The following is an 18,761-nucleotide window of genomic DNA, read 5'->3' as shown; positions in this document are numbered from 1 at the left end:
CCGACTGAGGTCACCAAATTGACAAATTTAACCGAAGACTCAATACAAAAAATTCTTAGCACTGTTATCGATGTTCATACAGGCTTAGACCTTGTTTCATCTGAGAACGTTAAAAATATATCTATTGACGATGAGATAGTGAACGTTGAATTACTGCTTAAATATCCTGCGATTAACTATCATGAAGACCTTAAAGGCTCTGTCGAAGAAGCGCTCTCAAAGGAAGGCGTTAATTACTCAAATATTTCTATCAAGTCAAAAATAGCAGCTTACGCGGTTCAAGGCGGAGTACCTGCGCTGCCAGGCGTTAAAAATATTATTGCTGTTGCCTCAGGCAAGGGCGGCGTTGGAAAGTCAACGACTGCTGTTAACATTGCACTCTCTCTTCAGTCTGAAGGCGCAAACGTTGCGCTCCTCGATGCGGACATTTATGGCCCCTCTCAGCCGCGCATGCTAGGCGTTAAAGATCTTAGGCCCGAAGAATCTAAAGAAGGCAACATGAAGCCAGTTCTGGCGCATGGCATTCAGGCAATGTCTATTGGGTTTTTAGTGGAAGAAGCCTCTCCTATGGTATGGCGCGGCCCGATGGTAACTCAGGCCTTAGAGCAGCTTTTAAAGAACACAGAATGGGAAGATGTAGACTACATGATTGTCGACCTTCCGCCAGGAACAGGTGACACTCAGTTGACGCTTTCTCAAAAAATACCTGTGAGCGGAGCTGTCATTGTTACAACGCCTCAAGACATTGCTCTAATTGACGCTCAGAAAGGTTTAGCGATGTTCGAAAAAGTAAATATTCCAATATTAGGTATCGTTGAAAACATGTCGATTCATATTTGCTCAAACTGCAATCACGCTGAAGAGATTTTTGGTAATGGCGGGGGTGAGCGAATGGCGGCTACCTCTAACACGAAGTTTCTTGGAGCGCTTCCACTTAAACTAGAAATCAGAACTGATGTTGACGAAGGAACTCCGAGCGTTGCTAAAGATCCAGAGAGTAAAGTCTCAATGATGTATCAGAAAATTGCAAGGAATGTTGCTGCGACATTGTCACTTCAAAGCGAGTCAATTGGGGCTTTTCCAAAGATTACAATTGAATAAGAGATTATAAACTCACTACCCTCTCTCTTTATTGGGAGAGGTTAGTGACAGGCTTTATTAAACTTCTTTAAGCGCCAGTAATTATAAGGCCAAGGCGCTAAAAAACCGACCAAAAGCATTAAAGGGATCGCAAAATAATTTAGTCCCAAGACGCCGCCTGTAAAAACCAGGTCTGTAAACATCATTGCGACTTCCATCATCAGCATTGAAATAAAAGACATCCCTAGCGCCGTTTTTAAGGCGTTTGCAAAATCAAAATTTGACCTGATAAGAATGATCGTCTCCAAGATGATACTGGTTATTAGGCCATTAATAAGAGGCAGCGCTGCAAATAAGTACCAAACAGTACTATAAAGAACGAGATCACTCGTGATACCAGAGTAGCTGAAATAGGCCAATGTCGCAAATTCACCAGTAGCACAGCCAATGAGGCACCACTTTGTATTATTGGCGCTTTTTGCCCACGTATGCTTACAAGCCCAAAAACCGTCATTAATTTTATCTAAAAACATAAGTACCCTCTTTTTTAAAGTTTAGTGGTTTTCTGACACCTGATTAATCGTGTACCTTGGAATTTCAATAACTAAGTCTTCTTCTAGAACAATAGCCTGACAGGATAGCCTTGAGTCAGGATCAAGCCCCCAGGCTTTATCAAGGAGGTCATCTTCGATTTCATCAGACTCTTCGATTGAGTCAAAACCCTCTCGAACGTATATATGACATGTTGTACAGGCGTTCGACATTTCACAGGCATGCTCAATTTCAATGCCGTTGTCAAGCAAAGCTCTGCAAACACTCGTTCCAGTATTTGTTTCAATAACAATGCCCTCAGGGCAAAATTCTTCATTTGGCAGGATAATTAATTGAGGCATAGTGATAGTTTATAGTTATTAGTTAAATTCATCAATTTTATGACCTTTCATCGCACTCATTATTGACTTGTTCATTCTCATCTCAACAAATTTTGAGCTAACCTTTTCAAGATCTAGGGTTGCATTTTTTATGAGGGTGACATCATCAGACTCTATTATTGATGATAAATAGTCTCTTGACTGAAGGATGGTTTTAAGCATCGACTCATCTAGAAGGATTTTATCAGCCTCTAAGGCTGAATCAATTGCCTCGATTGTTCTTGTTGCATCAACCTTCTGCTCTTGAAGCTGCCTTAAGATAATATCTTCTTGGGCGAATACAACGGAGTCCTTAAGCATCTTTTCCATATCGGAGTCACTAAGACCAAATGAAGGCTTAATAATTATTTCAGATTTAACGCCAGAAGTTTCCTCTTTAGCTGAAACGGATAACAAGCCATCTGCATCCACTTGAAATTCAACTAGAATGCGAGCTCTGCCCGCAACCATTGGAGGGATTCCTTTTAATTCGAAACGTCCGAGTGATCTACAATCTTTTGTAAGCTCACGCTCACCTTGAAATACATGAATACTCATTCCAGTCTGGCCATCTTTGTAGGTCGTAAACTCTTGAGCCCTAGTAATTGGTATCGTGGTATTTCTATGAATCACCTTCTCCACCAGTCCGCCCATAGTCTCAAGACCTAAAGAAAGAGGCAGAACATCTAACAGTAATACGTCGTCTCTACTTTTATTGCCGACTAATATGTTTGCCTGAATTGCAGCGCCCTTGGCAACAACCTCATCTGGGTTAATAGAACACAAAACAGGTCTATTAAAGACCTCTCCAACATGCTCTCTTATTGAGTTCATTCGAGTTGAGCCGCCAACCATAATAACCTCTTTAACGTCAGATATTTTAACGTTAGCATCTCTCAAGGCTCGCTTTGTTAGAAGTAACGTTCTTTTAATTAGAACCTCACTCATATGATCAAAATGAGACTTTGTAATCTTATAGAGCTGACCTTCAATTGAAAATTCAGCAGCCTCTTTGACTGATAGCTCTTCTTTTGCCAACTTTGAGAGCTTTCTAATTGTTTGGATTTGTGAGGCAGTTAAATTAGTCAGGTTTAATGACTCGATACAATTATCGAAAATTAAGTTATCAAAATCATCACCGCCCAGACTTGAGTCACCACCCGTTGAAAGGACCTCAAAAACTCCTTTAGTAAAATTTAGTATTGATATATCAAACGTTCCGCCACCGAGATCATAAACCGCATGAACACCCTCTTCGCCTGACTCCAAACCATAGGCAATTGCAGCCGCTGTTGGCTCATTAAGGAGCCTTAAGACATTTATTCCTGCAAGTTTGGCTGAGTCCTTAGTAGACTGTCTCTGGGCATCATTGAAATATGCAGGGACTGTAATTACCGCACCTTTTAGCTCACCGCCAAGAGCCCCTTCGGCGCGAGTCTTTAAGGTAGAGAGGATTTTTGCTGAAATTTCAATAGCTGAGAGGCTGCCAATTGCAGTTTTAAATAAAACACTGCCTTTATGATCTTCAAAATCATAGGGTAAATTTTTAATTTCTTTTGCTTCACTATAGCCAATTCCCATAAAACGCTTAATTGATAGAATCGTGTTTGTTGGGTCTTTTATTGCCAAATCAAGCGCTTCATGGCCAACGATAAGCTCCTTAGAGCCGCAATAAACGACTGATGGAAGGATTGCCCTATCACTTTGATCTAAAACTAGTTTTGTCTCACCACTCATTACGCTAGCTACTAGTGAGTTGGTTGTACCTAAATCAATACCACAAGCCAAATTATGGTGGTGTGGCGCAGTGGATTGGCCGGGCTCTGAAATTTGTAATAACGCCATAAACTAAATCCTTAGAGCAGTTCGTCCATTAATTTATTAGCTTCTTTATAGAGCTGATCATAAAACTTGAGTTCTCGTACATTCATTTTGATATCCATGAGGTCACTCTTAAGCTCAAAAGCCTTATAAATTGATTCTGTATTCTCTTCGATATGAAGATCAACACGCTCCAAAAAGCCCTCTAAGCCAAAGCTGTCTCGATCTTCCTCAATTACTTCAAGCTCTTCACGTAAGTCAATCTGAGAGATCAAAAAATCATGATTCATTACTGTATCTCTCTCATCAAATGGATCTAAACCCTGCATCTTAAGTAAATAACTAGCACGATTTAATGGGGTTTTAAGAGATGTAAATGCTGTATTTAAAAGTGATGTATTTTGAAGCGCCTGAAGCTTTTCAGACTCACTCTTTGTTACATATTTATCCGGGTGAAACCTGGATATTTCTTTTCGATAAGAAGATTTGAGCTGATCATCATCTATAAAGAATGATGTTTCAAGGTCAAATAACTCAAAATAATTTTGCATTAGGGTTTTACCTTGAGAGCTAACGAAAAACTATTAAACAGTAAAGGATTCGCCACAACCACATTCAGCTTTCGAATTTGGATTGTTAAACTCAAAACCTTCGTTTAGGCCTTCTTTTTGGTAATCAACTTCAGTACCATCTATATAAATTAAGCTTTTAGCATCAACAATAACTTTAACGCCCTTGTCATCAAACAGAGTGTCATCGTCATTAACTGCATCAACAAATTCCATGTTGTAGCCAAGACCAGAGCAGCCTGTCGTTTGAACAGAGAGCCTTACGCCGACACCTGTTCCACGATTAGCTAAATAATCGCTCATTCTCTCTGCTGCTTTTTCAGTTAACGTTATTGCCATAATTATTAGCTAGCCTTACTCTTTAGATCATTAATAGCTGCTTTTATTGCATCTTCAGCCAGAACTGAACAATGAATCTTTACGGGAGGTAGCTCTAACTCTTCTACAATTTCAGTATTTTTAATCTGAGCTGCTTCATCCAACGTCTTTCCTTTAACCCACTCTGTTAAAAGAGATGATGAGGCAATTGCTGAGCCGCAACCATACGTTTTGAATTTAGCCTCTTCGATTACGCCTTCATCATTTATTTGAATTTGCAATCTCATTACGTCACCACAAGCAGGAGCTCCAACCATTCCTGTTCCTACATTTGCAGCATCCTTATCTAAAACTCCAACATTACGTGGGTTTTCATAGTGATCCATTACTTTTTTACCATATGCCATAAATTACTCCGAATTTAACTTTAATTTTACTCTATACCGTTATATTTTATTGATTTAAACGCTTAGTCTGCTTAATGCGCAGCCCATTCAACCGTACTTAAATCAACCCCATCTTTAAACATATCCCATAGAGGCGATAAATCCCTTAATTTTTGAACTTTTTCACGAACCAGTGTAATTGCGTCATCGACATCTTTTTCAGTTGTATATCGACCAACACTAAAACGAATAGAGCTGTGTGCTAGTTCATCAGTAAGCCCTAGAGCTCTAAGAACATAAGAAGGCTCTAAGCTTGATGAAGTACAGGCTGACCCAGAAGACACCGCTACATCAGAAATCGCCATCATTAGAGATTCACCTTCAACGTAGTTAAAACTTATATTCAAATTTCCTGAAATTCTTTGGTCTAGGTCACCATTAACAACAACCTCCTCCATATCAGAAAAGCCAGCAAGCAATCTATCACGAAGTTTTTGAACCCTTATACCTTCATCTTTCATTTCAGCCTTAGCAATTGCGAACGCTTCACCAATACCAACAATTTGATGCGTAGCTAACGTACCAGACCTCATTCCGCGCTCATGTCCACCACCATGCATCTGAGCCTCAAGTCTGACTCTTGGCTTACGAGACACATAAAGCGCTCCCATACCCTTAGGTCCATATATCTTATGCGCTGAAAAGCTCATTAAATCAACTGGAAGTGACTCTAAATCTATCTCTAACTTTCCAACCGATTGAGCAGCATCCACATGAAAAAATACCTTATTTTCTCTGCAAATATCGCCAATAGCTTGTAAATCCTGAATAACACCAATCTCGTTATTAACATGCATAATTGAGGCAAGAATTGTATCCTCTCTTATTGTTTTCTTAAAAACATCCATATCTAACAATCCGTTCGGCAATGGGTCTAAATAAGTAACCTCAAAACCTTCTCTTTCAAGTTGGCGGCATGTATCTAGGACAGCCTTGTGTTCAGTTTTTAGAGTAATAATATGTTTACCACGCTTTTCATAAAAGTGTGCAATACCTTTGATCGCTAGATTGTTTGACTCAGTCGCGCCTGAAGTCCAGACAATCTCTCTTGGATCAGCCCCTACTAGATCAGCCACTTGTGAGCGCGCCTCATCGACCGCTTTTTCAGCCTGCCATCCATAAAAATGAGAGCGTGAAGCTGGATTCCCAAAGTCACCTTCCATTGTTAAGAATTTAGCCATTTTTTTAGCAACACGTTGATCTACTGGAGTAGTAGATGAATAGTCCATATAAGTTGGAGTTAGCATTATTTATATTCCTTAATTATTAATGTAATTGTATATCTTGATTCATTTTATAATCATCAATGACCTGTTGAAGATTTCTGGTGCTCAGAAACCCTCTTATTTGGTCACTTACCTCACACCACAAGTGATGTGACAAACACTGCTTACCCCTTAAGCAATCTTTTGAGCCGTGACAGCGACGTAAATCTATGTTCTCATCAACAGCTTCAATAATTTCTGTAAGAGTAACGTCCACAGCGTTAACATTTAAAAGGTAACCGCCACCTGGACCTCGAACACTTTTAACCAATGATGCTTTTCTTAGCTTAGCAAAGAGCTGCTCTAAGTAAGAAAGTGAGATATTTTGCCTTTGAGAAATCATATCCAGTGTGACAGGTTTAGCCGACTCATTAGATGCAAGATCAAGCATTGCAGTTACTGCGTATCTTCCTTTAGTGGTTAGTTGCATAACATTATTAGTTTATTAAAATTTAAGCAAATTATACTAGTAACCTACGAAATTAGTCAAGTATTAAATTCACTCAACAATTACTTATTTTCAACAATTTATGAGTCTTCTTTTATGGGCTTAGAATCAACAGGCAGATTGGCTATTTTCTTGTCAATTTCAGCCAAGCGCTCAATAATAGAATCTACAGCTTGAATAGTAGGATCATTAGAACGGCCACTAGAGCTTGCAGCATAAGAGTCAAACGTATCGCTCTCGCTAGCCTTCTTAACAACGACGCGTCCTGGTATACCAACAACAGTGTCATTGTCATCAACTGACCTAACTACAACTGAGTTTGAGCCAACTCTAACATTAAGGCCCAGAGTAATTGGGCCTAGAATTTTTGCACCCGCCCCAATAACTACGCCGTCTTTTAATGTAGGATGGCGTTTCTCTTTATCCCAAGAGGTTCCACCGAGCGTAACTCCGTGGTACATCATGCAGTCATTACCAATCTCAGCAGTTTCACCAATAACAACGCCCATACCATGGTCAATAAAAAAGCGTCTGCCAATGACAGCACCAGGATGGATTTCAATGCCAGTAAACCAGCGAGCAAAAGTAGAAATAAAGCGCGCAAGCCAGAAAAGCTTATAACCCCATAATAAATGAGTTAAGCGATAAATAATTACAGCCTGGACCCCAGAATAACAGGTAAGTATTTCAAATACATTTCTTGCCGCTGGATCACGGTCAAACACACTCCTTACGTCTTCAAAAATTCTCATAGATAAATTATACCATTATTGATAATGACAAGATTTTTGTGGCAATAAAATGACAATTACTTAGATTGAAATAATTAGTTGTATGAATGTGTTGCTTTGAATCGTTTATAACTCCACATATACTGCTCTGGCATCTTTCTAATTAAATCCTCAACACAGCGGTTCATAGATGCAACGTGATCTTCTAAAGTATCACCATTTAGATCAAGTTCAACTGGCTCGAGATTAAGCTCATACCCCCTACCTTTAGGTAGTCTTTTGGCCCAAAACATTAATACTTGCAAATCATTCTTATTTGCAATTTTAGCAAGTAGAGTCATTGTGTTAGCCTCTTTATTAAAAAAAGGAGACATAATGCCCCCCTCTTCTCCTGGGTCTTGATCAGGCAACATTCCAATAAGCTCCCTATTTTTTAATGCGCGTTGAATCTTTAAGATTCCAGATTTATCAGCACTAACCATAGTCAAATTGCCTTTATTTCTGCGCTTAAATAAATAATCATTTTGCTTTTGACTTCTCAGTGGTTTATACATAAACGTTACTTTTCTTGTATTAGCAAGGACCCTACCTGTTAGCTCCCAGCATCCAATATGAGGTACCAGTAGAATAGTTTTTTTTTGATTGTCTAAATAATGTTCACCATTAAAATCAAAAACATAGTTCACATTTTTTGAAAAACTTTGATTCCAAATTAAACCAGATTCGGTTAAATTTTTGCCTGTATGAATTAATGCATTTTTAACAAGAGACTTTTGGTCTTTAAGGCTGAGCTCAGGAAAACAAATTTCAACATTTTGGGCTGAAACTCTTTTTGCTTCAGAACCAAAAATATATAGTGATTTACCAATTAATGCACCAAATATATGATTAATCTTCAGAGGCAAAATAGAGCATAAAGATAAAAACAGGCGAATCATTTTTATTTATACAATTGATCGATTGCTGCTTTGTAATCAATAACTATTTTTTGGTAAGTTCCAGCTGCTTGCAGATAAGTCAGGTTTGCAAGATTAGCATTTCTTTTTGCTGCAATCACTAATGATTTTTGACCACGAGCCTCACCAAACTTGATCTGCTCCTCAATAACCATTTCTTCAGCTAAAGAGCCCTGCTCCAAGTACAGCACAACAAGTTCGGACAATAAGTCAACTTGTGCAAGCAGATAATTAATTTGTTGAACATTTGTAATCTCAGTCTCTTGCCTTTTAGCATCCACATTATCAATACTAATTTCAGCGCGCTCAACATCTATTAGCTCTTTTCTAGAGCCTAATGGGTACGAGATGTCAACTCCGACATTCCAGGAGTAATCTCTGTTACCAAAACTGCCAAAATACTTATCATTTTCACCCAACGAAGACAATCCTAAATTTAAATTAACGCTCGGCATAGTTTTATCTTCAAAAGTTATTAGCTGCCTTTCAAATCTAGCTTTGTCAAAGTCAAACTTTTGAATTAATCTTGAGTCTTTAACAAAAGAGTCAGGATCAATTTTGGTTAAATTATGAACTTCAAATAAATCAAGATCAACAATCATATCTGACTCTTTTAAGTCTATTAGGTTAGCGAGCTCTCTTCTTTCAATAATTAATTCTTTACTTGACTGAAGTAATTGCTGTTTAGCCTTAACATAAGAGTCTTTTTGCTGAATTAAAACTGACTTATCAATCAGCGAGTTTTCATATTTTTCTTCATCTAAATCAAGTTGCTGCTTTGATAAATCAAGTGAAACTTGATGGTTTTTTACAACTTCTTGTTTGAGGGCTAAATCGATAAATTTAGAAAGCTTAGATGCCAAAAATGTTTCAGCTTGCTCTTCAAGGCTCACTTGCTTTGCCATCATATCTAACGAAGCTAGATCAGTAGCAAGACGGTCATTTAAGCCACCTTTATTTTGAAGCAACGGGCGGACATAATCAAGCCCTAAGAGGTTGGAATGAGAGGCATTACTGTCTTTATCGCTTCGAGTTAAGGAGTGCTTTAAATTAACACTAGCGCCTGAATTTTCTAGTTTTCTATTTGCAGAAACTTCATATTTAGTTGTATACAAATCATCATATAGGGTTGAAGTATCTTCACCACCAGAGAATGATTCACTAGCACCAGCCTTTATATTCCAGTCCAAGTAAGTTAAAGATGCTTTTTGATCCAATAGGCTTGTTTTCTCAGATAGAGATAGCTGAACAAAATAAGGGTGCGTTTCCACTAACCTTTCACTGAATTCATCTAGGGTTATCGCAATTGCGCTTGATGATATTAATAAAAATATCGAAAGACTAGCTCTCTTTAACATCGTATCCCCTTTGTCTGTTCAAAACAATTAACGAAAAAAACTATCATTTTAGAGCAACAAATAAATATTTTAGTGAAGTTTTGATGAATTTTATGCAAAAAATAAAATTATAAAGCCTATAGCGCTTCAATAATTTCATCAATCACTTCGTTAAGTTTTTTTCCATTGGTATTAATAATGAGCGAGGCAACCTCGTTATATAATGAATCCCTAGCTTCTAAAATATCAGTAATCGTTTTTCTACGATTGTTACTTTTTTCAAGTAGAGGCCGAGTTTTTGACTTTGCGGTCCTTCTAAGAATTTGATCAACGGATGATGAAAGATAAACTACTGAACCTGCTTTCTTGATCAGTTCACGATTTTCTTTAAGTAATACTGCGCCGCCTCCAGTTGCTAAAACAATATTAGGCGTTCCACATAATTTTTTTATTACATCAAACTCTCGAGCCCTAAAACCCTTTTCACCTTCAACATCAAATATATGGTCAATGCTTACGCCTGTTGTATCAATAATTTCATGGTCTGAGTCAAAAAAATCAAGACTTAACTTTTCTGATAAACGCCTACCAATAGTTGTCTTACCTGAGCCCATTGGACCAACTAGAATAATATTGTTTATTTTTGATTGCATTTTTTCAAAGGAAAAAGTTTTATTTATCTAATTGATAATTAGCGCCGCAATATGGGCATTTTGATTTTCCTTCTTCCGAAAATGAAAGAAATACTTTAGGATGCATATTCCATGTCTTTTCACCTTTTGGGGGACAATGGAAAGGGATTTCATTATTGGAAACTAGCGTAGAAGTTGAGTCAGGATGATTTGGTTTTTTCAAGAACATCTCCCACTCTCAATCCAATGCTTATAGTCTTTGTTACGCCCATGAACGCAATCAAAATATAAAGCTTGAAGCTTCTCAGTTATTAGGCCTCGAGATCCTATTCCTATTTGGTTTCCATCGAGGTCTCTTATTGGCGTAACCTCTGCTGCAGTTCCTGTAAAGAATGCCTCATCAGCATTATAAATGTCATCACAAGAAATTTTCTTTTCAGTAATTTTATAACCCAAAGATTTTGCTAAAGTAAAAATAGTATCTCGAGTTATTCCTGGCAAAGCAGAAGTTAAATGAGGCGTATAGAGAACTTCATCTTTAATTACAAAAATATTTTCACCGCTTCCTTCTGAGATAAAACCTTCAACATCCAACATTAAGGCTTCATCAAAACCATAATCTTGGGCTTCTTTGAGCGCCATCATTGAATTTATATAATTACCATTCATCTTTGCCCCACTTAAAGAGGGATGAGCATGATGCCTAATATAAGAAGAGGTTCGAATTCGAATGCCTTTTCTCATGTTGTCTTCACCTAAATAAGAGCCCCACTCCCAAGCAGCTATCATTACGTGAACCTTTAAATTATCAGCCCTTAAGCCCATACCTTCAGAACCATAAAAACACATGGGTCTAATGTAGGCAGAATTAAGGTTATTTTTTGTAACAACCTCTCTTTGAGCTTGGTTTAGAATATCCACATCAAAAGGGATCTCCATTCCAAGAATCCGAGCTGAATTAAATAAGCGCTCAGTGTGCTCTTCAAGTTTAAATATTGCAGGTCCATCGGATGTTTCATAGGCGCGAACACCTTCAAAAGCGCCCATGCCATAGTGCAGGGTATGCGTTAGGACGTGAACTTTTGCTTCACGCCAATCAACCCATTCTCCGTCCATCCAGATGAATCCATCTCTATCTTCCATTGTCATCATAAAAAACCTTAATTCTTAAAAAATTAAACTATATATATTTGATATTTACAACGAAATTATACCCAGCAATTTATGAAATTTTCAATATCTAATATATGTTAAATCACTAGGTATAATTACATTTGAAAACTTTTTCCCTTCTAAATTAAAAAAAATGGAATTCAACTTATTTACTTTTATTTTTTTATTCGCAATATCAGCGTCTGTTTTATCACTACTTTGGCTTAATTTTAGACAAGATAAAGCAATAAATAAGTCTTTTAATACTGTTCCAGAAGGCTTTAGTGAGTCCATTAAGCTTGAAGATCATCAAAAAGCGGGCAACTATACCAAAGCCAAACTTCTTTTAAATCATTTTGAAATCATTTTTTCTACTGTTGTGCTTCTTATTTGGACGCTTGGTGGGGCCATGGATTCACTTGATTCGTATTGGAGCCAAAGAATTTTAGATCCTGTTTTAATGGGGACAGTTTTTGTTCTGAGCATCATGTTAATTGCAAGCCTAATTGACCTCCCCTTTAGCATCTATCGTACCTTTGTTCTTGAACAAAAATTTGGATTTAACCGGATGACTATTAAAACTTTTGTAGGGGATCTATTTAAAGAGATCTTATTAACTTTAATTTTAATGCTTCCTCTGATGTACGCAATTTTATTTCTTATGAATATTGAAGCTATTGGGAATTACTGGTGGATTTATGTTTGGTTAATTATTAGTGGATTTTCACTAATAATGATGTGGATTTATCCTTCTTATATAGCGCCAATTTTTAATAAATTTAATCCACTAGACAATGAGAGCCTTAAAAGTAGAATTACAAGTCTACTTACTCGAACAGGATTTGGGAGTGATGGTATTTATGTTATGGATGGATCTAAACGATCGTCTCATGGAAACGCATACTTCACAGGAATTGGTAAAAATAAAAGAATCGTGTTCTTTGATACACTCCTCAAAGGTATGGAAGATAAAGAAATTGAAGCGATCCTGGCACATGAACTGGGACACTTTCATCATAAACACACTCAAAAAAGAATGGCTAGCTCTTTTATATTTAGTTTTGCTAGTCTTGCTTTGCTAGGTTTCCTAATAAATCAAGCTTGGTTTTATAATGGACTTGGGGTATCTGTGCCATCATCTCATGCTGCGCTTGTTCTTTTCGCTTTAGCACTTCCAGTCTTTAGTTTTTTCATTACGCCTTTCAGTAACCTTGCATCTAGAAAGCATGAATTCCAAGCAGATGCTTTTGCAGCAAGTCATACAGACGCAAATGACTTAATTTCATCTCTAATTAAACTTTATAAAGAAAATTCATCGTCATTATCTCCAGACAAGTACTACTCAGCCTTTCATGATTCACACCCAAGTGCAATTCTCAGAATTGAGCGCCTACAATTATAAATTGATCATTTAGTGGCCCTTACTAGAAGACAACAGTGGCGAATTGATAAGGTTCAATCTGAAAAAATTGCCCGGTCAAATAAAGCATCTATTAAAGCAGAGTCAAATGTAGACAATAATGAGGCTGGGCATAAGGGTTTAGTTATTACAAGGTACGGCCAGCGGCAACTTGTTGAACTTAAAAGTGGTGAAATTTTTCAGGCAGTCAGTCGTCAAAATATTGGATTTTCTGTCGCAGGAGACCAGGTTCTACTTCAGACAACAAAAGAAGGCGAAGGAATAGTAACAGCAATATTCCCAAGGAAAACAGAACTAAAGAGGCAGGAGCGCCTAATAGCTGCCAATATTGATCAGCTTTGGCTTATTGTCGCTATTGAGCCCCACTATCAGTTTGAGCTTATTGATCGTTACCTTGTAATTGCAGAAGACTCCAATCTACCAATTAACATTGTTGTTAATAAAATTGAACTTTCAAAAAATAATGAGCAACTAGAAAGTGACTTTTCAAACTACAAAGAATTAGGATATGACGTCCACTTTTTAAGTGTTAAAAATGAAACAAACCTGAAAGAATTCAAAACAAAGCTTGTTAATAAATCGCATATTTTTCTCGGTCAGTCTGGTGTTGGAAAATCATCACTCATTAATTCATTAATCCCAGATTTAGAACTTAGAGTTAATGAAATTTCTAGTAAGAGTAAGCTTGGCAAGCATACCACGACAAATACAACTATTTATCATATCCCTAGTGGCGGTGACTTAATTGACTCCCCAGGAATACGAGAGTTTCAACTGGATAACCTTTCTGAAAAACAAATAGTTAATGGCTTTAGAGAATTTAAATCACTAGCCGGTGAGTGCAGGTTTAGAAACTGCCACCATATTAATGAGCCAGGATGTGTTGTTAAAGAGGCTGTTGAATTAGGAGAAATACACCCTAATCGCTACGAAAGTTATCTTAATATCCTTCCTTAACTATTTTTTTGGAAGAAAACCACCCTTTCTGAAATAAAATAAACCTCAATATTTAAATAGCTTGCTAAGAAACTTAGCGACTTTTTAGTAAAAAAGCCTATATGAGATGGGTCATTCTTGTAATACCATGAGCTAAAGTCAATTTGAGGGGTTAATATTTGGGTCATTACAGCAAGGTGACCTTTATTATTAAGCATTTCAATAAGTCTGCTTATCTCTGCCATAGGCTCACTCAAGTGCTCCACTACTTCAGTAGCAGTAATAAAGTCATACTTTTTCTCAAATACAGAAATATCATTAGAATAGAACTTGTCATAGAGATCTACAGAGTGTCCACATTCTTCAAGCATAAGAGAAAGCGTTGGGCCAGGGCCTGAGCCGAAATCAAGGCCATTTGATTTTTGTTGGATCCTTTCTAAAAGAGGCACTAATAGTTGGGATAAGAAGTGGCGATAGCGATGATCATTAGGATCATTATTATGGGTATCGTATCTTGATTTCTCCTCAGCATCTGAGAGATGATACATTTTTGAAACAAAAACAAAATCACAACTTAAACAGCGTAAATATTCGCGAAACTTCTCTTTATAAAATTTAGAGCTATTAGTTGTCTTACAAAGCGGACAAGCAATCTTATTAATCACTTTAGTCCGCCAAGAGTCATAGTTATTTAGTGGGAGTGTCCGCCAGCAGAGTGAGCATGTCCATGAGAAACCTCCTCTTCCAATGCATTCCTAACGTCTTCAATAGAGACTGAGAAGTGAAGAGTTTCTCCAGCCAAAGGATGGTTTGCATCAACAGTAATCTTTTCGTCATCAAGCTTAATAACAGTCACAACAAAAGGGTTTCCATCTTGGTCTTGAGATTGGAGCTGCATCCCAATAGTTACCTCATCAATTCCTTGTAGAGCAGTTCTTGGAATTTCTTGAATTGCATCATCCATTTTAATGCCATAACCCTCTTCAGGCTCAATAGAAACCTCAACCTTATCGCCTTTCTTAGAGCCCTCTAAAGCTGTCTCTAATCCTGGAATTATGTTTCCATGACCCTGTAAAAAGTCCATAGTTTCTTTGCCTTCAGACGAATCAATAACTTCTCCCGCATCATTCTTAAGGGTGTAATGCATTGAAACGACTTTATCTTTAGTTACTTTCATATCTTCTCCAAAATTGAATACAAAAAAAAGACCCTCCAAGATGGAAAGTCTAAAAGTAATTCTTTGTTACAGGGTGAATCTCAATATTATATTTTATCATATACCAAAGAAACTTCAGGCCAAAGCATTAAAAAATCTTACTAAGTAAGATCATCCATTGCACTCTTAATATCTGGATAATCAAAAATGAAGCCTTCCTCAAGTATTTTTTTTGGGATAACAGATATACTCTCTGTCAATATTTGTGAGCCACTTCCAAAAAGTAGTTTTAACTGCCATTCCCAAAGCGGCACTAAAAATGGTCTTTTTAAAGCACTAGCAAGAGCCTTACCCAATACCTTTTGAGGAATAGGCTCTGGCGCAGTAATGTTATAGACACCCTTAGCTTTTGGATTATTTAAAATAAAATTAACAGCTCTTACAAGGTCCTTTATATGAATCCAAGAAAAACACTGGTTTCCACTTGCAATTGGACCGCCTAATCCAAAAAAATAAGGCCAGTAAAGCTTCATAAAAGCGCCTCCACTTCTAGAAAGAACAACTCCAAATCTTAAAATTATGGTGTCTTCTGAGATTGACTTTGCAGCGCTCTCCCATGCCACAGAAAGCTCAGTAAGATAACCCTCACCTCTTAAACCATTCTCAGAATGAGGGTTACTGCAATCTGACTCAGGATAAAAACTAACCCCTGAAGCGCACATTACCCTTGGCTTGGTTGTCATCATACTTATCGCTTTTGAGAGCATTTGAGTCGTATCGACTCTACTCTGCCATACCTCTTTTAGATGCTTCTTAGTCCATCGCTTTGCAATAGTCGATCCAGACAGTTGAATAACAAGATCACTATCTTTTAATGACAATGACAAAGTATCTATAGATTTGAAAGCACTTCTATTTAAGCACTGAACTTCATGACTAGCTGAAAGATTTTTTGCAAGCGCATTACCAATTAATCCCGAACCACCAAAGATGACAATCTTCATCTTATTACATCCACCCTACTGCATTTTTTAGTAGAAGTTGTGTTAGGAATTCAATGTGGTCTTTTCTGTCATTAAGCGCTGGAATATAGCCAAATTTTTCACCGCCTGACTCCATAAAGTAATCATGATTTTCTTCACTAATCTCTTCAATCGTCTCAAGACAATCTGCAGAAAAACCAGGGCAGATAACTTGAACATTTTTCACGCCTTTGGCTGGAAGTGCCTTTAATGTTTTATCAGTATATTCCTTCATCCATTCGCCAGCCCCTAGTCTAGATTGGAATGTCATAGTGTACTCATTAGGCTTTAAATTTAACTTAGAAGCCAAAAGAAACGTAGTTTTGCAGCACTGACATGGGTAGTTATCCCCCTTATCAAAGTAGCGCTTGGGTATTCCATGGTATGACATTAAAAGGAGATCGGGCTTACCATGAACTGCTTGATATTCTTTAACACTATTGGCTAAAGCTTCAATATATAAATGTTCTTTACTGTAGCTACTAATAAACCTTAAGTCAGGAACATTTCTCCAGTTCATCAGCTCTCTAGCAGCCGCATCAAAAACTGAACCAGTTGATGCCCCAGCATATTGAGGATATAAAGGTAAGATGATAATATTATTACATCCCTGAGCCTCAAGCTCGTTTAGTGCAGATCCCATTGATGGATTTCCATAGCTCATACCTAAAGACACAGCAAACTTACCAGGCGCAAGCTTCTCAAGCTCTATCGCTATTGCATTTTTTTGTTTTTTTGCAATTGATAGAAGCGGTGACCCTTTTCCATGCGTATCCCAAACAGTTCGATAGGCCTTCGCTGATTTTCTTGGTCTTAAGTTAAGAATTACCCCATTTAATATAATTTTCCAAATCCAGCGAGGAGGAGGAGGCTCAATAACCCTTGTATCTGATAAAAACTGCCGTAAATAAGGCTTAACTGCCTTCTTCGTAGGTGCATCAGGAGTTCCCAAATTAGACAAAAGAATCCCAATTTTTGCCTCACTTGCAGATTCGTGTATTGAAGTACATTGGTACAATTTAGTCTCTCAAATTTATTTTTTCAAGGTGATAAGATACCCTATAAAGTGCCTTTCACTGTAAAACATGTTATCTATATCTATTGTGGTTATTTACATATTACGACTTTCATTATTATATAAAAAATATGCATATATTATTACTAGTTGCTCACGGCAGCAGAAGAGAAGAATCAAACATTGAGATTGAATCTTTATCAGAAAAAATTTCGACATTAGAACCGAAAGAATTTGATAAAGTAATGCCAGCCTTTTTGGAGTTCGCATCACCCTCTATTCCAGAAGCAATTAAAGAGTGCACTGAAGTAGGCGCAACTAAAGTTACAATATTGCCTTATTTCCTATCTGCCGGGGTTCACATCACAAGAGATATACCTAATGAGATTACTGAGGCCTCTGAGGGTAGTCCAGGTCTAGAAATTAACGTGGCAGATTACTTTGGATCAAGAGATGAAATTGCTGAAATTCTAATGAAGACTGCTCTAGATATTAAATAAGCTTGATTTTTTTTATGCGCCAAGGCAGCAATATAAATCTTAGACTTTAAAGCCTTTTTGCATCCAGTAGTTATTGATTTCGTAAACGGTGCCGATGAGGCCCATGTTTTTCTTTTTAGACAGGTACACCGGAATATCTTCAAGAACTGGCTGGAGTCTTCCTTTACTCTCAAAGCTTTTTTGGAAGTCACTTTCAATAAATAGATCTAAAAAATTTCTAACCAGATCGCTTGTAATATAAACGCCGCCTAAAGCGCCAACTGTTAAGGCCATACTCCCCGCGACTGAGCCAAAAATTTTACAAAACATTTGAATTGTTTCATCAGCAATTGGGTCAGCTCCAGCATTAACTGCAGCGGCAGTTATCTCAGAGGGTGTTGTATATATTCTGTCTTTACCATTGATTTGGCAAAGCGCCTCATATAGATTCATAATTCCAGGGCCAGATAGAATCCTCTCTACGGCAACATGGCCAAACTTTTTAGCGAGTAGCGTTAATATTTCATATTCAATACTAGTGTTTGGTGCAAAATCCGAGTGACCGCCTTCACCTGCAATTGGAAGCCAGCCTGAAGGAGACATGATTAACCCACAAACCCCTAGCCCAGTTCCTGGGCCTATAACCAACCTTAATTTTTCTGGTTCAACAATACCTTTATTTAAAGTAATAACTTCGCTATCAGTAAGAGTTGTGGTTGCAAATGCTTGGGCTGTAAAATCATTAATCCATTTGATGGTCACTCCATTTAAAGTTTTAGCGACATCTGACTTGTTTATAGTCCAGTGGTTATTAGCAAGCTTAAAAACATCTAAATGAACCGTACCAGCCGTAGCAAAGCATGCTGAAACAATGTCAAGCTCTAAAAACGAAGATATGTAAAAACTGATTGCGCTCTGAATGTTATCAAAATCTTCACATTTAAGGCTCTGGATGTTTTCGATGTCTGACGAGCCAGGAGCCACAAGAGCAAACCTTGCATTAGTTGCGCCTATATCACCAACCAAATTATAAGACTGCTTGCTGATGGTTACAGTCTCCAGCAATA

Annotated in this window: 23 protein-coding genes; 4 read left to right on the top strand and 19 right to left on the bottom strand. The window is 37.5% G+C overall.

Translation table 11 applies throughout. The features are described from left to right. Positions 1-18 precede the first annotated feature (18 nt). Positions 19-1,101 carry an iron-sulfur cluster carrier protein ApbC gene (gene apbC, locus ABXT69_RS04365; protein ID WP_416676967.1) on the top strand — a complete coding sequence of 361 codons (1,083 nt, stop codon included), beginning with the start codon at positions 19-21 and terminating at the stop codon, positions 1,099-1,101. Positions 1,102-1,142: 41 nt separating this feature from the next. On the opposite strand, the gene ABXT69_RS04360 is transcribed toward apbC, so the two are convergent. The 14 genes from ABXT69_RS04360 to ABXT69_RS04295 all read right to left on the bottom strand — a co-directional run bounded on the left by ABXT69_RS04360 (position 1,143) and on the right by ABXT69_RS04295 (position 11,663). Next, positions 1,143-1,613 (bottom strand): DUF4396 domain-containing protein, encoded by a 471-nt coding sequence (locus ABXT69_RS04360; RefSeq protein ID WP_416679508.1) that lies wholly within the window; start codon positions 1,611-1,613, stop codon positions 1,143-1,145. Positions 1,614-1,634: 21 nt separating this feature from the next. Then, a complete protein-coding gene (fdx, locus tag ABXT69_RS04355) occupies positions 1,635-1,973 on the bottom strand; it encodes an ISC system 2Fe-2S type ferredoxin (RefSeq protein WP_271558565.1) in 339 nt (112 codons plus the stop codon). An 18-nt stretch (positions 1,974-1,991) separates the two neighbouring features. Further along, positions 1,992-3,836 carry a Fe-S protein assembly chaperone HscA gene (hscA, locus tag ABXT69_RS04350; RefSeq protein WP_416679505.1) on the bottom strand — a complete coding sequence of 615 codons (1,845 nt, stop codon included), beginning with the start codon at positions 3,834-3,836 and terminating at the stop codon, positions 1,992-1,994. Positions 3,837-3,847: 11 nt separating this feature from the next. Next, a complete protein-coding gene (gene hscB, locus ABXT69_RS04345; RefSeq protein WP_416679502.1) occupies positions 3,848-4,363 on the bottom strand; it encodes a Fe-S protein assembly co-chaperone HscB in 516 nt (171 codons plus the stop codon). A gap of 33 nt (positions 4,364-4,396) precedes the next feature. After that, the gene (gene iscA / locus ABXT69_RS04340) at positions 4,397-4,720 is read right to left on the bottom strand and encodes an iron-sulfur cluster assembly protein IscA (protein ID WP_271541741.1); all 324 of its coding nucleotides are present in this window, start codon (positions 4,718-4,720) and stop codon (positions 4,397-4,399) included. Positions 4,721-4,725: 5 nt separating this feature from the next. After that, positions 4,726-5,106: a Fe-S cluster assembly scaffold IscU gene (iscU, locus tag ABXT69_RS04335; protein ID WP_271541743.1), complete on the bottom strand. Its 381-nt coding sequence runs from the start codon at positions 5,104-5,106 to the stop codon at positions 4,726-4,728. Between the two features lie 71 nt (positions 5,107-5,177). Then, positions 5,178-6,392, bottom strand: coding sequence for an IscS subfamily cysteine desulfurase (locus ABXT69_RS04330; protein WP_416679499.1), 1,215 nt, complete (start codon positions 6,390-6,392; stop codon positions 5,178-5,180). A 19-nt stretch (positions 6,393-6,411) separates the two neighbouring features. After that, positions 6,412-6,840 carry an Rrf2 family transcriptional regulator gene (locus ABXT69_RS04325; RefSeq protein ID WP_416679497.1) on the bottom strand — a complete coding sequence of 143 codons (429 nt, stop codon included), beginning with the start codon at positions 6,838-6,840 and terminating at the stop codon, positions 6,412-6,414. Positions 6,841-6,938: 98 nt separating this feature from the next. Then, the gene (gene cysE / locus ABXT69_RS04320) at positions 6,939-7,610 is read right to left on the bottom strand and encodes a serine O-acetyltransferase (RefSeq protein WP_416679495.1); all 672 of its coding nucleotides are present in this window, start codon (positions 7,608-7,610) and stop codon (positions 6,939-6,941) included. 74 nt (positions 7,611-7,684) lie between these two features. Next, entirely contained in the window at positions 7,685-8,527 is an 843-nt protein-coding gene (locus ABXT69_RS04315) for a lysophospholipid acyltransferase family protein (RefSeq protein WP_416679493.1), read from the bottom strand. Positions 8,528-8,529: 2 nt separating this feature from the next. Continuing rightward, entirely contained in the window at positions 8,530-9,903 is a 1,374-nt protein-coding gene (locus ABXT69_RS04310; RefSeq protein ID WP_416679490.1) for a TolC family protein, read from the bottom strand. A 116-nt stretch (positions 9,904-10,019) separates the two neighbouring features. Next, on the bottom strand, positions 10,020-10,535 hold the full coding sequence (locus tag ABXT69_RS04305) for a shikimate kinase (protein WP_416679487.1): 516 nt from the start codon (positions 10,533-10,535) through the stop codon (positions 10,020-10,022). A 19-nt stretch (positions 10,536-10,554) separates the two neighbouring features. Then, complete coding sequence (locus ABXT69_RS04300) at positions 10,555-10,743, bottom strand: zinc-finger domain-containing protein (protein ID WP_416679484.1); 189 nt, start codon at positions 10,741-10,743, stop codon at positions 10,555-10,557. Next, positions 10,734-11,663 carry a branched-chain amino acid transaminase gene (locus ABXT69_RS04295; protein ID WP_416679546.1) on the bottom strand — a complete coding sequence of 310 codons (930 nt, stop codon included), beginning with the start codon at positions 11,661-11,663 and terminating at the stop codon, positions 10,734-10,736. The genes ABXT69_RS04300 and ABXT69_RS04295 overlap by 10 nt, the downstream gene beginning before the upstream one ends. A gap of 157 nt (positions 11,664-11,820) precedes the next feature. Here ABXT69_RS04295 and ABXT69_RS04290 point away from each other — a divergent pair, with 157 nt between their 5' ends. Both ABXT69_RS04290 and rsgA read left to right on the top strand, forming a co-directional pair. Then, a complete protein-coding gene (locus tag ABXT69_RS04290) occupies positions 11,821-13,068 on the top strand; it encodes a M48 family metallopeptidase (protein ID WP_416679482.1) in 1,248 nt (415 codons plus the stop codon). A 12-nt stretch (positions 13,069-13,080) separates the two neighbouring features. Continuing rightward, a complete protein-coding gene (rsgA, locus tag ABXT69_RS04285; RefSeq protein WP_416679480.1) occupies positions 13,081-14,043 on the top strand; it encodes a ribosome small subunit-dependent GTPase A in 963 nt (320 codons plus the stop codon). Here rsgA and ABXT69_RS04280 read toward each other — a convergent pair. From ABXT69_RS04280 to hemH, 4 genes are all read right to left on the bottom strand, one after another. After that, on the bottom strand, positions 14,040-14,687 hold the full coding sequence (locus tag ABXT69_RS04280) for a class I SAM-dependent methyltransferase (RefSeq protein WP_416679478.1): 648 nt from the start codon (positions 14,685-14,687) through the stop codon (positions 14,040-14,042). The two genes, rsgA and ABXT69_RS04280, sit on opposite strands and share 4 nt — an antisense overlap. 26 nt (positions 14,688-14,713) lie before the next feature. Further along, on the bottom strand, positions 14,714-15,199 hold the full coding sequence (locus ABXT69_RS04275) for an FKBP-type peptidyl-prolyl cis-trans isomerase (protein ID WP_416679477.1): 486 nt from the start codon (positions 15,197-15,199) through the stop codon (positions 14,714-14,716). A gap of 140 nt (positions 15,200-15,339) precedes the next feature. Next, positions 15,340-16,182 carry a TIGR01777 family oxidoreductase gene (locus tag ABXT69_RS04270; RefSeq protein WP_416679475.1) on the bottom strand — a complete coding sequence of 281 codons (843 nt, stop codon included), beginning with the start codon at positions 16,180-16,182 and terminating at the stop codon, positions 15,340-15,342. 4 nt (positions 16,183-16,186) lie between these two features. Beyond that, entirely contained in the window at positions 16,187-17,218 is a 1,032-nt protein-coding gene (gene hemH / locus ABXT69_RS04265) for a ferrochelatase (protein WP_416679473.1), read from the bottom strand. Between the two features lie 128 nt (positions 17,219-17,346). Between hemH and ABXT69_RS04260 the strand changes: the two genes are divergently transcribed. Then, positions 17,347-17,715, top strand: a complete 369-nt coding sequence (locus ABXT69_RS04260; RefSeq protein WP_416679472.1) for a sirohydrochlorin chelatase — start codon at positions 17,347-17,349, stop codon at positions 17,713-17,715. A 39-nt stretch (positions 17,716-17,754) separates the two neighbouring features. On the opposite strand, the gene glk is transcribed toward ABXT69_RS04260, so the two are convergent. Then, the gene (gene glk, locus ABXT69_RS04255) at positions 17,755-18,759 is read right to left on the bottom strand and encodes a glucokinase (protein ID WP_416679471.1); all 1,005 of its coding nucleotides are present in this window, start codon (positions 18,757-18,759) and stop codon (positions 17,755-17,757) included. Positions 18,760-18,761: the final 2 nt, after the last annotated feature.

Source organism: Candidatus Pseudothioglobus sp. Uisw_016, from assembly GCF_048087635.1.
Taxonomy (GTDB): domain Bacteria; phylum Pseudomonadota; class Gammaproteobacteria; order PS1; family Pseudothioglobaceae; genus Pseudothioglobus.
Note: the sequence above shows the minus strand (reverse complement) of the source record. Positions and strands in the feature narration are given on the sequence as shown.

Excerpts from the sequence above, each read along its gene's own strand:
- hscA (WP_416679505.1), bottom strand. The coding sequence starts at position 3,836 with ATGGCGTTATTACAAATTTCAGAGCCCGGCCAATCCACTGCGCCACAC.
- ABXT69_RS04295 (WP_416679546.1), bottom strand. The coding sequence starts at position 11,663 with ATGACAATGGAAGATAGAGATGGATTCATCTGGATGGACGGAGAATGG.
- iscA (WP_271541741.1), bottom strand. The coding sequence starts at position 4,720 with ATGGCAATAACGTTAACTGAAAAAGCAGCAGAGAGAATGAGCGATTAT.
- iscU (WP_271541743.1), bottom strand. The coding sequence starts at position 5,106 with ATGGCATATGGTAAAAAAGTAATGGATCACTATGAAAACCCACGTAAT.
- ABXT69_RS04300 (WP_416679484.1), bottom strand. The coding sequence starts at position 10,743 with ATGTTCTTGAAAAAACCAAATCATCCTGACTCAACTTCTACGCTAGTT.
- ABXT69_RS04275 (WP_416679477.1), bottom strand. The coding sequence starts at position 15,199 with ATGAAAGTAACTAAAGATAAAGTCGTTTCAATGCATTACACCCTTAAG.
- ABXT69_RS04360 (WP_416679508.1), bottom strand. The coding sequence starts at position 1,613 with ATGTTTTTAGATAAAATTAATGACGGTTTTTGGGCTTGTAAGCATACG.
- ABXT69_RS04290 (WP_416679482.1), top strand. The coding sequence starts at position 11,821 with ATGGAATTCAACTTATTTACTTTTATTTTTTTATTCGCAATATCAGCG.
- ABXT69_RS04330 (WP_416679499.1), bottom strand. The coding sequence starts at position 6,392 with ATGCTAACTCCAACTTATATGGACTATTCATCTACTACTCCAGTAGAT.
- ABXT69_RS04310 (WP_416679490.1), bottom strand. The coding sequence starts at position 9,903 with ATGTTAAAGAGAGCTAGTCTTTCGATATTTTTATTAATATCATCAAGC.
- hscB (WP_416679502.1), bottom strand. The coding sequence starts at position 4,363 with ATGCAAAATTATTTTGAGTTATTTGACCTTGAAACATCATTCTTTATA.
- cysE (WP_416679495.1), bottom strand. The coding sequence starts at position 7,610 with ATGAGAATTTTTGAAGACGTAAGGAGTGTGTTTGACCGTGATCCAGCG.
- ABXT69_RS04315 (WP_416679493.1), bottom strand. The coding sequence starts at position 8,527 with ATGATTCGCCTGTTTTTATCTTTATGCTCTATTTTGCCTCTGAAGATT.
- fdx (WP_271558565.1), bottom strand. The coding sequence starts at position 1,973 with ATGCCTCAATTAATTATCCTGCCAAATGAAGAATTTTGCCCTGAGGGC.
- ABXT69_RS04325 (WP_416679497.1), bottom strand. The coding sequence starts at position 6,840 with ATGCAACTAACCACTAAAGGAAGATACGCAGTAACTGCAATGCTTGAT.
- ABXT69_RS04270 (WP_416679475.1), bottom strand. The coding sequence starts at position 16,182 with ATGAAGATTGTCATCTTTGGTGGTTCGGGATTAATTGGTAATGCGCTT.
- ABXT69_RS04305 (WP_416679487.1), bottom strand. The coding sequence starts at position 10,535 with ATGCAATCAAAAATAAACAATATTATTCTAGTTGGTCCAATGGGCTCA.
- ABXT69_RS04260 (WP_416679472.1), top strand. The coding sequence starts at position 17,347 with ATGCATATATTATTACTAGTTGCTCACGGCAGCAGAAGAGAAGAATCA.